This is a genomic window from Yersinia pekkanenii (assembly GCF_001152565.1).
GTDB lineage: Bacteria > Pseudomonadota > Gammaproteobacteria > Enterobacterales > Enterobacteriaceae > Yersinia > Yersinia pekkanenii.
The window spans coordinates 25548-40892 of sequence record NZ_CQAZ01000003.1; the positions used below are offsets into that span (position 1 = coordinate 25548).

A 15345-nucleotide genomic window follows, 5' to 3' on the forward strand; every position below is an offset into this window, starting at 1 on the left:
TTTAACCTTGATTATTTAAAACTTCATCGGCAGCTGCGGCTACTGTAAATTTAGCATGCAGCAAACGGTTTGCATTTATCCCTGATTCTTTCCGTAATAAAGGATTATCAAGAAGAGCAAGTGCATTATGATAAAGAATATCATCGTCACCATTAATGCTAACGAACCCCGCGCTATATTCCCGTATTATTTCCTGTAGATCATTCCCTTGATTCACGCTACCTAATATAGGAATGTTATTAACCATATAACCTAGTATTTTTCCTGGGAAATTATGACTTTTATGGTTATGGCAAAGAGAAAAAAGGCCAATATCAACTTCATGTAAAATAGCTTTAAAAATATTCTGTGATACCGGTGGTAATATGGATACATTTTTTATTTTATCACATATGACCATATTTTTAATAAGTTCAAATTCATCCCCTTGTCCCAGAAAAACAAAATGTACCTGTGGTTTATCCTGAAGGCGTTGAGCAAGTCTAATTAAATTACTCATATCCTGAGCTTTACCAATATTTCCACCATAGAAAAATAAAATTTTATCTTCCAAGCCTAGTGATTTTTTGAAACCAATATTATTTTTATCTGTTTCAGGCTTTACCCAGTTGAATAGCAGCCGAGTTTTATAACGTTCACCAAAACATTCCTTGAAGTAATCTATATTAGCAATAGATTGTATACCTATGACATCGGCGGAGCTATAATTTATTTTCTCTATAAATCTAAAATATTTAGCTATAATGGAATTGGCTTTTATAAGTTTACTATCAATTATCCATTGGGGAAAAAAATCACGCAAAATAAGGTATGATGGGCACTGGAATTTCTTTTTAAGTTTTTTTGCATACCAGCCCCAGAATATAGATGGTGAATAACTGATTAGTAAATCAACATTCCTTTTTTTAAAGTGAACCTGCGTGTTTAACCATGCTTTAAATGGAAGAATTGATTCATTTATAGCCCGCCTAAAGAATGAACAGTTTTTTATTGGACCAAGTTTGAATCTGACAACCTCTACTCCATCTATATACTCACTATTATAGCCAGTACTTAAATTACTGGATGGTGTTATTACCGTAACTTTACATCCACGCTGGACTAATTCACAAGCAAGTTCATGCATCATTTTTGCAGCAATTTTGGTGCTATCAGGAACATAGTCATCAATAAGCAAAACAACATTTTTTTCTTTAATATTAGTTACCATATAAAATACTCAAGTATCCTTCAGCTCTTTCCCTTGCTAACGGTAATTTACTTATAATTTCTTTCCCAATTAGACGTTTTTCATCCATTAAAGAAAAGTTTAAGTAAGCCTGACTAATAGTCTTGGCTATATTAATAGAATCTAATGGATCAAAATAATAGGCTGCTTCACCACATATGGTCTTTGCAAAGTCTCTATCTGAAGTGAAAATGGTTTTTTCCATATACATTGCCTCAACGTAAGAGGCACTGAAACACTCCAATAATGTAGGTAGAAATAATGCATCACATACTTGGTATAAAGGAGGGCATTGAGTACTGTTTACTTTGCCTAACGTTATAACACGATTTTTAAGTGCCAGTGGAATTCTTTCCTTAAACTCATCGCCTACAGTTAAAATGAATTTATAACGAGAGGGTAATACTTTTATGAGTTCAGTAATAATGCCTAAATTTTTATGTGGATAATCATGTGAAATTGTCAGCAACCATATGTCATCATTTTTTTTGGGAAGTCTTGTTAGGATTTCACGATCAAAGTTATTAGGATCATAAAATACAGCTGAGACAGTGTTAGAAATTGTAAATACATTTTCCGCTACAATGTTAAAGGTCTCTCTAACGTGTAGTTTTACATCATCTGTCTCAGTAACAAGTTTAGTTGAGTTATGTTTAAAAAAATATGGTTGAACGAAACTTAGGATTAATATTTTAATTTTATCCTTTAATAATAGTTTTTTAAAGATAAGAGAGGTGTCATAAATCAACCAAGCTTGGGCAAAACCGACTAAATGATTTTTTACTTTTGGATTCCAGTAACTTGGACCAAACACGGTAAAGACATCTATTATGTGATGTTTTTTTACTAAATCATCCAATTTCTTTCTCGCTGAGAAGTTGAATATGCCCGAGGGCGTTGACTCAATGACTTCACATAACTCTCTAGATTGGCCTGAGAGTTGTTCAAAAATAGGGGGGGATACTGCAGCAATAAAATTAACTTTTAACGCAGTAAATTCTTCAATGACTGAAACTCCAACCTGGAGTCCTCCTCCAATATATAGGTTGCTGGCATTGACTAAAAGCATCATTTATTCCTATTAATCCAATGTGATTGTACAGATTGTTCTCGAATAAGTGAGGGCGCCTCACTTATTATTTGAGAGTAAAGATAATTCCTATAAGGCACATATTGATTTTGAAAATAATCGTTAGAGGTAAACCTGAAAAATGAGATGAGAATATAAGAAGAAAATAATATTGAAACGACAAGTCTATTAAATATTTTTTTATTGGTCATTAATAGATAACTAAATAAAATGATGAGTATGGGAGAAAAATACTCATCCATTCTTGATGTGATTGTTCCATATCTACCTAAATAGATATCTACAATTAACATTATTAACACTAGTGTCTCGAAACTAGATACTATGTGTATCGATAATTTTCTATCAATAATCTCTTGATAAATATATTTTCTTTTATAAAAATAACAAGAAATAATAAATATTTTAAACAATAAATTAAAAGAAAAAGCATTATTAACATTATTTGGTAAAGAATACCAAAGTATCTTATCAAGATACGGATTATGAGAGAATAAGGTCAATATATTTAAAAATAGCTCTATTGGATATAGTCCTATTGCAGCCATTATCAACCCTGCTAGCACGCAGAGCTTCATAATTCTTTTAACGATCTCATTATCTAAAAACGGAACTATTACTAATATTGCTGCTGAAACATGAAAAAATGAAGCAAGTAGGCATAACCCAAGATAACTATATTTATTACCATTTAAATAATAACCTAGTGCAATATAATAGATTGCCACAGCAATTACTTGCCTTAAAGCTTCTACATTGAAACCAAAAGAGGAAATAAAATAAATACTCAAACAAAAAATAGGATAAGGTGAATAACGTTCAAAAAAAACGGAGAGTATTAGTAATATAAATATAGCTATGAGAGATACAAAAAACCAGAAACTAAAACCAAAATAACTTATAAATAATGAAAGTAATTGATATCCTGGTTCTATGGTTAAAGTAATATTTTCACCATTAAAAAAGTCTTTATAAAAAAGCCAATCTATACCAGTTTCGTAGCGCAATCCAATGACTGAAATAATAAGGAAAAATAAAATATATTTAACTATCAATTTATTTTTTGCAAAAACAACGTCAATGTTAGCAATGAATAATGACAATACGGCAAATAGACTATAAATTAGCATGTCACTCGCTCAGTAATAATAATATTTTAGACTTAACTATAAATGTAATTACTATTATCATGATTATAGTTTTTATGGCTAACCCCACAACAAGACTCTGCTCATTTAGATATAGTACCATTGGGTACACAAATAATAACCCAGCACTATAAAATATAAGGTATTTAAAGGGAATGATATTGTTTTTAGTGATGAAAGTTGCAGTAACATAATGTAGTGCGGCTAAAAAAAAGTAAGCAATAACGGTAGCCCAAGCAGATCCAGCAATGCCAAAAATTGGGATTAAATAATAATTAAGAACAATATTAATAGCTAACGCACCTAATGTGGCGGAAGAAATAATCATTGTTTTCTTTTTATAAAATACAAAATTAACGTAAACCAAATACATATGAATTAAAGAGTTACCGATAATTATTAATGGTAGTATTGGAACACTATCATAATATTTTTCACCAGAAAGAAAAATGACCATTTCTTTAGATAATAGCATAGTAATGGCACATACTAAAAACATCAACACTGTGCTTGCATATGTTGCTCTTTTTATTAAATCATTATCTTTACTGTTTATTAATTTATAAAGTTTTGGTTGCCATGATGAATTCCATGCCATAATAACGACAATAACACACATGCCTAAGTTATAGGCAAAGGAGTAAATGCCTGCAGAGTATATACCCATTAATTTATTAATAATAAGTCTGTCAGCTTGCGCAAGAAGAGAGTTAGAAAGAACGTGGACAATTAATGGTAATGAAAATATTAATGCTTCTTTAAGATATAGAAATTTAAACTCGCCGCGACTTAATTTCCATAGTACTCTTAAGACATATACGATGAGTATTATATTAACAATCATTTGTGCATAAATTTTTGACATATATTTATTTGATGTCAAAAAATAAGCAAAAACAAAGATTAACGTTATTTCACTGATTTTAGCTATAATGTTAAAAATAACATAACGTTTACTCTGTCTTGATGCTTGTAGATAACAGGTATATATATATATGTATGAAAGCATTACACATATTAATAATATAGAGAAAAAGTCTTTTTCATTTACACCAAGAAAAGAACTAACTGGAATTCTATACAAAGGCTCAAGAATTAACAGTATGGTTTGAAATGGTATTATAAAATAGAGGATACTTAATAAATAACTATCAAAATTTTCATTCGTTATCATGTATCTATTAGTTATAGCATTTTGTAGATTCAAACTTATAAATACATATAAAATTATAGTCGCAGTGTTAATCAGTGAAAGATAGCCATATTGTATAGGATCTAATAAGCGAGAAAGTAATGGCAGTGATATAAACAAGAATCCTTTTACGAAAACATCACCAAGAGCATAATTAAAAAAATCTGTTAATGTTTTAGATTTCATTATGATTTCAGCGATATTAAATAGGATTTAACTTGTCTTTCATAAATCGAGTGCATATCAATGGCATTAACTTGATCAAAATACTTTTTATAATTTGTATTCATTTCATTAAGGCAGCATTCAAATGAATCTGTATCATCGACATCAAAGATTAACCCATTCCCATTGGTGATTAAATCGTCTTTACACCCCACTTTATTACTTACTATTATAGGTAAACCAAACGTAAGTGCTTCCTCAATTACCAATCCCCATGGTTCTGATTTAGACGGAAGAATAAAAACATCTGCTGATTTATAAATTTCATTTAAATTAATATTATTTACATAGCCTAAAAAAGTAATATTATTCTTAGATTTACTTTCTAGTTCTATCGCCTCAGGGCCTGAACCCACAATAATTAGTTTCTCTAGCCTTTTATTAAATGTATCTACTAGAAATGACAAGTTCTTCTCTTTAGATAGTCTACCAACATATAAGTAGGTTAATATTCCCTCGTCTTTTTTCTCATGTAAACCTTTAAATGGACGTCTTATGTAATTCGGGATGCCTACACCATGGGTTAACGTTATTTGTCCATGGAATTTTATTTTTTCTAATATTTTTTTTTGTAAAAAACCTGAAGGGTATGCAGAACTCATTCTTTTTAAAAATAATTTTTTCAATAGCCATGCATAACCAGTGGTTTTTGTTTCATTTATGCTACTTTCAATAACGACTGAGTTTTTTTTCTTATTAGATAAAAATGACAATAATAATAATTCTTTGATTTCCCATCCAGGATAAACTAGTTTTATAAAGTTTATATTTTTTAGTGTGTTATATATTTTTATAAGAGTTTGCAGGTTGTTTCTATCTTCAAAGTTTCCAACGTGTATATACTCGCTATCAAATTCATGAGTATAGTTGTAAAAATCGCTATTTCTAATTTTTGATTTATTTGATATAAAAATTACTTTTACACGGCAATATTTAGCCAATCGATTAAAAAGGTTTACTTTATAAAAAGCTGGCACATTAGTAATAAAAACAAAATCATAAGTATTCATGTTATAGTTTGCTCAATGGTTTTGAACCAGAGTTTCAATACTTGTTCCTTAGTATATTCATTTATACTTGAAGAGGCATTGTTGGAGTATTTTTTTCTTAAAGTCTCATTATCAATAAGCATTTTTATCGCTATTGATAATTGTTCAGTATTTTCAGCTTCAACTAGAATTCCATTATCTTTATTGAGGATCGTCTTGGGTCCAGCAGGACAATTAAAGCTGATACATGGCAGGCTGTATGCAAGAGCTTCAATAAGGACCATCCCCAACCCTTCATAGCGCGATGATAAAACGAATATTTTAGCTTGTTCGTAATACTTTCCAATATTATCCGTAAAAGGTTCTAGGTATACATTAGTTAAATTTTTTTCTTTAATGAATTTCTCAAGAAGAGGTTTGTCCGGGCCATCCCCGACTATTGTTAAGGACCAATCTTGGGTGGGGATTTTAGCCCAAGCAGCTAGAAGAAGATCGAATCCCTTTTGTTCGACAAAACGCCCTACGGCTAAGACGTTATTCTTTTTATCACTTTCAAATATTTTTTTTTCAGGTATTTCTACAATATTAGGAATGATTTTGTGTTTGTTCTTCGGTAACCAAGAATATTTATCTGCATCTTCATTTGTCAGTGTAACAACTGCTGAAATTTTTCTATAAATAATTTTTCGGATGTATTTTAGAATGGGATTTATAACATCATATTCAAAGTGTTCAATAGCAATAATGTTTTTGTATCCCGATAACTTTGCCAATAGTGACATTTTAGTATCACAAGATATAATAATACTTTTGTTTTTATTGAGTTTCTTTAGTAGTTTGTTTTTTTTATTTATATATTGCAAGTCAAATAATATACCTTTAATAAGTCCTTTCTTTCTATTGTACATGCTTTCTTCATATCCTTCTGTCAGAAGGTGAAGTTTGACTTTATCCGATGGTTTGAAGTATAAGTCTCTACTGGCTTTATATAAACTTATTATTTCAACATCATAATACTCTGAAAGTGCATTAGCTAGAGAAACCGATACTCTTTCTATCCCTCCTTTGGATGATATGTCACCTAATAAAATCTGAATAACTATTTGTTTATTGCTAGAGGGTGAAAAATTGTTGGAATACTCGTGCACTGCTGTTCCCATCCTTATGAAAATTAATTACATTGTTAATCCTGTCACGTTGATCCTGATAGTCATCTTGTCCATTCAAAAGCTTTTTCAATTCATCTTGTAAAGACTGCTGACTGTTAGTTTGAGCACCTGGCATCCAGAAGTTTACTGGTTCTAGTGTGAAGCCACCCCTAGAATCTCCATATATATCAATATCAGGAATAAGAAAACAAATAGGTCTATTAAGTAACATATAGTCAAAGTATAAAGAAGAGTAATCAGTAATTAATATATCCATATTACTTAGTAAGTGATTAATATCTAAATTTCTTGTCTGTAATGTTTCTGTTTTTATTATGGTTATATTTTTAGTTAGTTCGACAGAAATAAATGTTTCCTCTTCGAATGGATGAAGCTTAATAAATAATTCCGCATTATTTGTTTCAAGAAAAATATCCAATAATTTTATATCAAAATCTATAACGCGGAGGAAATTATTATTTACAATTGGTGTTCCATCTGAATATTTCAGTGCTTTTTGATTCTGCCGAAATGTTGGGGCGTATATTATTTTCTTTTTAGTTGTATTGGGTATTGTACTGATAAAATCTAGAGGTTGATATTGAAATAGAAAATCATTTCTAGGCTGCCCTGTTATATAGACATTGTTTGCTTTCTCTCTAAAACAAGCAGAAATTATCGAACGCATGACTTCTGAAGTCGCTATCCTATGTGCAGAAAAATCCTCCATGCCTACGTTATCGAATTCACCTAAGTAGCATATTTTTTTTAGCGGCATTCCATGCCATAAACTGATATATATCTGTGAAGTCGCTTTAGTACCAATCATTTCATTATGTGTTGTTACAATGTATTTACTGGTGAAGTAATGGTAAAGTGATTTAATTGTTCCTGTTTTTATTACATCGAAGCTAATATTATTAAATTTACCATCATCTTCAACGATCCAAATGACTTTATAATTTGGATGGTTAGAAATTATAAAGTCGCTTAATGCTTTTGCATTTCCAGATAGATCTGGCCGACTTTTAAATATTATTTTTTTATCATTTTTAGGTATAAGTCTACTTAAAATACTCACTGTTTTTTTTATCACTCGAACTACTTGTTTCTTACTGATCATCTCGGTAAAGACCTCACAACTTCGATAATTTCAGTGGTTGATATTGATGGTGTTCTTGCTAGATAAATGACGTCACAAGCTTCCTTTACCCAGTCAAAACGCCCAGCCCAATCATCACCCATAACTAAAATTTTCGCATCATATTGTTTAATATACTCTAATTTTAAGTCTAGTGATTCTTCAATGAATACTTCATCGACGAATCGTAATGAGCTGATGATTTTCACTCGATCATTTTGACTATAAATAGGATATCTTTTCTTTTTACTTAAATTCAACTCATCTGATGAGACTCCTACAATAAGCTTATCTCCGTAAGATGCAGCACGTTCTAATATATTTATATGTCCTACATGGAAAACATCGAATGTTCCAAAAGTAATGATTTTTTTCATATTTAATCCAAATAATCAATATTTATATCATTTGCAATATAATAATTTTTAATCGAGAATAATACCTGTTGATTTTATAAAATCGTAATTGCTTTAATCATATTAGCAAGAGAATTAAATCGGTTAAAAATAAATAACTTTCTTATTCTATACAGATATTTGCACAATGATATTGTGAGTAAATTAATCATGCTTCGAGTAATGATTAAACGGTATTAACGATAAAATGTATTATTTAGAGACATCCAAGATACATATAGCATTTAATCTAATATCGCCATTTTTTACTAACATACACGATTATACAATGGCTAACAAATTTAACGGGGTAATCTGATTTAGCAAATTTGAGGACAGTAATGAACCGGTACTCAGCAAACGTGTTTCTTACATCAGGTTCACGCTCTCGGTATGTAGGGCGAACTGTAAATCTGTGTGGCGACATTATACGGAATAATTAAAATATTTTTATTTTATGGGTGCATTATCTTGTTGTAATTTATAGATAAATATAATTTAAACCGTGCATGCGTGGGTTGATAGTAATGTGTATAGAGATATGTTTTCTAGTCTAAGTGGTCTCGATAATTCACTATATTATGAACGCTACCGCCCTTGGCTTGCAGTTACCAATGTTCTGAAATCGTATTTTTAATGGTCTGATTGTTCGTTTTTTATTCACGCGACCCACTTTAACGTTATATCCGTGGGAGAAGTGTCTTAAGTTTGAGTGATACGTTACTATACAACTGCTTAACTTTGTGACAAATATCTAAAGATAATTCTGGGGTAATTTTCGTACTTATATTTTAGAATTACAAGCTAAAAATTATAGTTAGCTCGAAGTTATTGACCTCTGTGATAGTGATTTTTAGCTAAAAAGTCATTTGTAAAATCGCTTGTTTTTCATATTAGTAACAGGACGTTAATCTAATTAATGAGGTTTAAATCCGAGGGGGCGCGCAAGTGTTTCTCATAAGGCACTAGATGTAGCGTTTTGTTTGTTAACCTAGTTTACCTATTGTCATACTTTCCAATCTTGTAAATTTCGATCTTTGTCGGCCTGATATTTCCTATGTATTGGCATCGGGTCTAACCTCATAAGGTCATTCGAGGTTTAAAGGCTGAGTACCGGACGGATACCGACTTATCTTTAAACGAGTTAACAAAACAACTGCCCACCGCTAAGCCTGTGAAATATTATCTTATGTTTACTGCCCCCGCATTCAGTCGGTCATTCTGAGTCAATTATTTTTCGCCTTTTATAGGCGGACCACACTCGGATTTCTACGATTTAACCCGATAATTGCTGGTTTTTATCCTGCTGGCTCACTATAATCTCGCGCAACCTTTTTTCCCCTTCTGAACCATGGCAAGCCACTCCTAATTTACTGGCTGGGATTACACTTTATGAGCGAAAAATACGTCGTTACCTGGGATATGTTGCAAATTCACGCCCGCAAACTGGCACAGCGTTTACTGCCAGCCGAGCAATGGAAAGGTATCATTGCGGTGAGTCGTGGTGGGTTAGTACCTGCTGGCATTCTGGCGCGTGAGCTGGGTATTCGTTATGTAGACACCGTCTGCGTTTCTAGCTATGACCATGATAATCAACGTGATCTTAAAGTTTTAAAGCGCGCTGAAGGTGATGGTGAAGGCTTTATCGTAATTGATGATTTGGTTGATACCGGTGGCACTGCGAAAGCAATCCGCGATATGTATCCGAAAGCACATTTTGTGACTATCTTTGCCAAGCCTGCTGGCCGCCCATTAGTTGATGACTATGTGGTTGATATTCCTCAGGACACTTGGATTGAGCAGCCATGGGATATGGGCGTGACCTTCATAGCCCCATTGGGCGGTAAGTAATTTAACCCTTTATACACCCAACATAATTCAAGATGCAAAAAGGCGGCCAGCGAGAGAATCCCGATGAGCTTATACAGGTAAGTGATTCGGGTCATTGGGCGTAGCCGACAGATCAGCAACTTGAAATATGTTGGGGATAAATGCCCGGCACCTACCGGGCGTTCCATTTTCCTCGTAGTATGAGTACACTTGGCTCTATCTGACCGGCCCTTATTGGGTTTGAATCACGGCTTATGGAGGCTATTATCATCATGGCACAGGCCAACCTTTCTGAAATTCTGTTCAAACCAAAATTCAAACATCCTGAAACCTCAACCTTAGTGCGACATGCCGGTTGTAATCATGCCATGACGGTTCATTCGGCATTGGATGGTGACACCACCCGTCACTGGTATCGGATGATTAACCGCCTTATATGGACTTGGCGCGGCGTTGATCCCCTTGAAATAGAAGAAGTCTTATCGCGTATTGCCTGCTCAAAGGCAGAACACAGTGATAATGAACTACTGGATACCGTGGTGGGCTATCGTAACGGTAACTGGATTTATGAATGGGCCCAGCAGGGGATGCTGTGGCAGCAAAAAGCCATGGAAGAAACCGATTCGATGAACGCAGGTCAATATTGGTTAAATGCTGCTAACTTATACAGTATTGCCAGTTATCCACATCTGAAGGGGGATGAGCTAGCCGAACAGGTCGAAGTACTGTCTAACCGTGCTTATGAAGAGGCTGCATTACATTTACCGTACACGTTGAAAGAGCTTGATTTTGCTATTTCTGATGGCGCTACACTTTCCGGTTTCCTGCATATGCCCACTGTGGGTAGTGCGCCATTCCCTACCGTGTTGATGTGCGGAGGACTGGACACTCTGCAAAGTGACTACCATCGTCTGTTCCGCGACTATCTTGCCCCAAAAGGGATAGCGATGTTGACTGTCGATATGCCATCGGTTGGTGCTTCATCCCGCTGGAAATTAACGCAGGATACCAGTTACTTGCATCAACAAGTATTACAGGCATTGCCAAATATCCCTTGGATTGATCATCAGCGGGTCAGTGTTTTTGGTTTCCGTTTCGGTGCTAACGTGGCGGTACGTTTAGGTTATTTAGAGCCACAGCGGCTGCGTGCGGTGGCGTGTCTCGGCCCGATTGTTCATCATCTTTTGTGCAACAGTGATAGCCAGCGCACAGTACCAGATATGTATATGGATGTGATGGCCAGCCGATTAGGAATGGCCGATGCATCTGATGAAACGCTTAAAACAGAAATGAATAGCTATTCGCTGAAAACACAAGGGTTGCTGGGGCGGCGCTGCCAAACGCCAATGCTGGCGGGTTTCTGGGAAAATGATCCCTTTAGTCCGAAAGAGGAATCTAAACTTATCTGCTCCTCTTCTGCCGACGGCAAGTTATTGGCCATAGCATCTACGCCGTTGTATGACAATTTCCACCGTGCATTATTGCAAACCAGCCAATGGTTAGAAGATAAAATGCGTTAATGAGTTGCTAATTTTTAGCAGTTTGCTAAAAAGGAGCGTCTACATAAGGAGATTTAAGAATGACGTCAACCAGTGCTCATCCTAAAAGTAAGCTTATGAAACGTTTTGCAGCTTTGGGACCCTACCTGCGAGAAGGGCAGTGCCAGAACGACCATTTTTTCTTTGATTGTTTAGCTGTTTGCGTCAATGTGAATCTTGCTCCAGAGAAGCGTGAGTTCTGGGGGTGGTGGATAGAGTTGGAACCTGCGGCTGACCATTTCAGCTATGTTTATCAGCTTGGCCTGTTTAATAAAGAAGGCAGTTGGAAAGCGGAAAAGATTAAAGATCCTGAAGTACAAGAGAAACTGGAGACCACTTTGCGTGGTTTCCATAAGCGTCTGGCCGAAATGTTGACCTCTATTGAAATGAGATTAGAGCCAGCGCAGCATTTCAGCGAACAGCCGGTTAAGCTGTCGGCATAAAGATATACCCTTGGTACTTGAAGCCACAGGGTTGTTAATCCCCTATTAAGAAGAACATTTCCCCTTTTAACACCATAAAAAAGGGGAATTTCTTATCATGCCTGTTGGCATAATGCCTCCCGCCTGCTACAAAGACCTCTGTACCCTTTCTTTTATTTATCCCAACGGCAGAAAAATTATGAGTGGCGGCCAGACATTGGTTGTGAAATTGGGGACGAGTGTTTTGACTGGCGGTTCTCGTCGTCTTAACCGTGCCCATATTGTTGAGCTGGTGCGCCAATGCGCACAGCAACACGCAAAAGGTCATCGTATTGTTATTGTTACCTCCGGGGCGATTGCCGCCGGACGTGAACATTTAGGTTATCCAGAATTGCCTGCCACTATTGCCTCGAAGCAATTATTAGCCGCAGTCGGGCAGAGTCGGTTAATTCAGCTTTGGGAACAGCTATTTTCTATCTATGGTATCCATATCGGGCAGATGCTGTTGACCCGTGCAGATCTGGAAGATCGTGAGCGTTTTCTGAATGCGCGCGACACCATGAACGCCTTGCTGGATAACCGCATCGTACCGGTAATCAATGAAAATGATGCCGTGGCTACCGCTGAAATCAAAGTGGGCGATAACGATAATCTCTCCGCACTGGCCGCAATTTTGGCCAGTGCCGACAAGCTACTATTATTGACCGATCAGGCTGGGCTATATACTGCTGATCCGCGCAATAACCCAGAAGCTGAGCTTATTCGGGAAGTGCATGGTATTGATGATGCCTTGCGCGAGATTGCTGGCGACAGTGTCTCCGGTCTTGGGACTGGCGGTATGGCCACTAAATTACAAGCAGCAGATATTGCGTGTCGTGCCGGTATTGATGTGGTGATCGCGGCGGGTAGTCAGGCGGGTGTCATCGCCGATGTGATTGACGGTACGCCGGTGGGTACTCGTTTCCACGCACTGGAAACACCACTGGAAAATCGTAAACGCTGGATTTTTGGTGCGCCACCAGCCGGTGAAATTACTGTCGACGATGGCGCGGTACAAGCCATTATCGAGCGCGGCAGCTCACTGTTACCCAAAGGCATCCGCAGCGTAAAAGGCAATTTCTCCCGCGGCGAAGTGATCCGAATTCGTAACCTCAGTGGGCGGGATTTAGCCCACGGCGTATCCCGTTATAACAGTGATGCTTTGCGCCTACTGGCGGGGCACCACTCGCAACAAATCAGTGAAGTCCTCGGGTATGAATACGGTCCGGTGGCGGTTCATCGTGACGATATGATTGTCAGCTAAGGAGCAAGCATGAGCATGCTGGAACAGATGGGAAAAGCCGCCAAACAGGCTTCCTGGCAATTGGCAATGCTGAGTACGGCAAAGAAAAATCAGGCGCTGGCAATGATTGCAAACCTGCTGGAGTCTGAAAGCCAGGCTATCTTGCAGGCTAATGAGCAAGATATGAAGGCTGCCCGTGACAGCGGTATGAGCGAAGCACTGCTCGACCGGCTGCTATTGACCCCCGTACGCTTAGCAGCCATTGCTAATGATGTGCGACAGGTATGCCGCCTGAATGACCCTGTGGGCCGCGTTATCGATGGCAGTCTACTCGACAGCGGCTTAAAACTAGAGCGCCGCCGTGTGCCACTGGGGGTGATTGGTGTCATTTATGAAGCCCGCCCTAATGTCACGATTGATGTGGCCAGCCTATGTTTAAAGACCGGCAACGCCGTTATTTTACGGGGGGGTAAAGAGACTCATTATACCAATCAGGCGACGGTAAAAGTCATTCAGCAGGCGCTGGAGCAATGTGGTTTACCCGCAGCGGCAGTACAGGCGATTGAAAATCCGAGCCGTGAATGGGTAAATGAATTGCTGCGAATGGACCGGTATGTCGATATGTTGATTCCACGCGGTGGGGCGGGTTTGCATAAACTGTGTCGCGAACAATCGACTATTCCGGTCATCACCGGCGGTATTGGTGTTTGCCATACTTTTGTGGATGAAAGCGCTGACTTTGAAAAAGCGTTGCTGGTGATCGAAAACGCCAAAGTTCAGCGGCCAAGTGCTTGTAACTCATTGGAAACATTGTTGGTTCATCAAGCCATTGCCGAGCGTTTTTTGCCTGTATTGAGTGCCAGAATGCATACATTTGGGGTGACACTGCACGCCAGCTCGCGGGCAATGCCGTATTTGGCAGACGGTAAGGCCAGGGTCGTGGCAGTAGAAGCGGCCGATTACGATGATGAATGGCTATCGCTGGATCTGAATGTGGATATCGTTGCGGGTATTGACGCTGCTATTGACCATATTCGCGTGCATGGTACCAGCCATTCGGATGCTATTCTGACCCGTTCACTCAGTAGCGCTGAACATTTTGTCCGTGCGGTTGATTCATCGGCGGTATATGTCAATGCCAGTACTCGCTTCACCGATGGCGGCGAGTTTGGTTTGGGGGCCGAGGTTGCCGTCAGTACGCAAAAACTTCATGCCCGTGGTCCGATGGGGCTGGATGCCTTGACAACCTATAAGTGGATTGGCTACGGCGATGATTTAGTTCGTCCCTAGAAACATAAACATTAAAGCGACATCTGGCTGCTGCCGATGTCGCTTTATTTTTATATCCTTATAATTCCTCATGGAAATTAAATGCCACTAATTGTGAAATAGATCATTGTTCGATGTAACGTCTTTATGGCTATTCATGATTTTATTTATCGAAAAATAAATAACCCAACACTTGTTGGGTTTCTTCTTCGTGCATTGTTATCTCTTTGATTTTCTATCTTTATTTCTAGTGGAATATTCTGCTGGTCGGAATATTGCCATTTAATGTCATGTTTAGCATGGGAATAACTTGAGCTGACTCACACAAAAAGAGCTGTAACTGCTTGAAAACCTGCTTACGATCGTTCTCCCAACTTTGAAACGGATTATTAAAATATGCTTTACTCCATTTAATCAAAATAATAAAACAAGCACATGTTTAAAAACA

General features: G+C 36.9%; 13 protein-coding genes. 5 read left to right on the forward strand and 8 right to left on the reverse strand.

All coding sequences use genetic code 11. The features are described from left to right. Position 1: 1 nt before the first annotated feature. From AEP37_RS01995 to AEP37_RS02030, 8 genes are read right to left on the reverse strand one after another with little or no spacing between them, the layout of a single operon-like run. Positions 2–1210, reverse strand: a complete 1209-nt coding sequence (locus AEP37_RS01995) for a glycosyltransferase family 4 protein (protein ID WP_049609064.1) — start codon at positions 1208–1210, stop codon at positions 2–4. Continuing rightward, a complete protein-coding gene (locus AEP37_RS02000; protein ID WP_049609067.1) occupies positions 1200–2300 on the reverse strand; it encodes a glycosyltransferase in 1101 nt (366 codons plus the stop codon). The genes AEP37_RS01995 and AEP37_RS02000 overlap by 11 nt, the downstream gene beginning before the upstream one ends. Then, on the reverse strand, positions 2297–3448 hold the full coding sequence (locus tag AEP37_RS02005; protein WP_049609069.1) for an EpsG family protein: 1152 nt from the start codon (positions 3446–3448) through the stop codon (positions 2297–2299). Before AEP37_RS02005 ends, AEP37_RS02000 begins: the two co-directional genes overlap by 4 nt. A 1-nt stretch (position 3449) precedes the next feature. Continuing rightward, the gene (locus AEP37_RS02010; protein WP_049609071.1) at positions 3450–4844 is read right to left on the reverse strand and encodes an oligosaccharide flippase family protein; all 1395 of its coding nucleotides are present in this window, start codon (positions 4842–4844) and stop codon (positions 3450–3452) included. Continuing rightward, positions 4844–5893, reverse strand: a complete 1050-nt coding sequence (locus tag AEP37_RS02015) for a glycosyltransferase family 4 protein (RefSeq protein WP_049609074.1) — start codon at positions 5891–5893, stop codon at positions 4844–4846. The genes AEP37_RS02010 and AEP37_RS02015 overlap by 1 nt, the downstream gene beginning before the upstream one ends. Further along, the gene (locus AEP37_RS02020; protein ID WP_049609076.1) at positions 5890–7020 is read right to left on the reverse strand and encodes a glycosyltransferase family 4 protein; all 1131 of its coding nucleotides are present in this window, start codon (positions 7018–7020) and stop codon (positions 5890–5892) included. Before AEP37_RS02020 ends, AEP37_RS02015 begins: the two co-directional genes overlap by 4 nt. After that, positions 6986–8143: a CDP-glycerol glycerophosphotransferase family protein gene (locus AEP37_RS02025; RefSeq protein WP_049609079.1), complete on the reverse strand. Its 1158-nt coding sequence runs from the start codon at positions 8141–8143 to the stop codon at positions 6986–6988. Before AEP37_RS02025 ends, AEP37_RS02020 begins: the two co-directional genes overlap by 35 nt. Then, complete coding sequence (locus AEP37_RS02030; RefSeq protein ID WP_049609082.1) at positions 8140–8538, reverse strand: adenylyltransferase/cytidyltransferase family protein; 399 nt, start codon at positions 8536–8538, stop codon at positions 8140–8142. The genes AEP37_RS02025 and AEP37_RS02030 overlap by 4 nt, the downstream gene beginning before the upstream one ends. A 1410-nt stretch (positions 8539–9948) precedes the next feature. Here AEP37_RS02030 and gpt point away from each other — a divergent pair. From gpt to proA, 5 genes are all read left to right on the forward strand, one after another. Continuing rightward, positions 9949–10407: a xanthine phosphoribosyltransferase gene (gpt, locus tag AEP37_RS02035; RefSeq protein WP_049609085.1), complete on the forward strand. Its 459-nt coding sequence runs from the start codon at positions 9949–9951 to the stop codon at positions 10405–10407. 251 nt (positions 10408–10658) lie between these two features. After that, positions 10659–11906 (forward strand): esterase FrsA, encoded by a 1248-nt coding sequence (frsA, locus tag AEP37_RS02040; RefSeq protein ID WP_049609088.1) that lies wholly within the window; start codon positions 10659–10661, stop codon positions 11904–11906. Positions 11907–11965: 59 nt separating this feature from the next. After that, the gene (gene crl / locus AEP37_RS02045; RefSeq protein ID WP_049609091.1) at positions 11966–12367 is read left to right on the forward strand and encodes a sigma factor-binding protein Crl; all 402 of its coding nucleotides are present in this window, start codon (positions 11966–11968) and stop codon (positions 12365–12367) included. Between the two features lie 178 nt (positions 12368–12545). After that, a complete protein-coding gene (gene proB, locus AEP37_RS02050) occupies positions 12546–13649 on the forward strand; it encodes a glutamate 5-kinase (protein WP_049609094.1) in 1104 nt (367 codons plus the stop codon). A 15-nt stretch (positions 13650–13664) separates the two neighbouring features. After that, entirely contained in the window at positions 13665–14918 is a 1254-nt protein-coding gene (gene proA / locus AEP37_RS02055; protein WP_049609459.1) for a glutamate-5-semialdehyde dehydrogenase, read from the forward strand. The last annotated feature ends 427 nt before the right edge of the window (positions 14919–15345 follow it).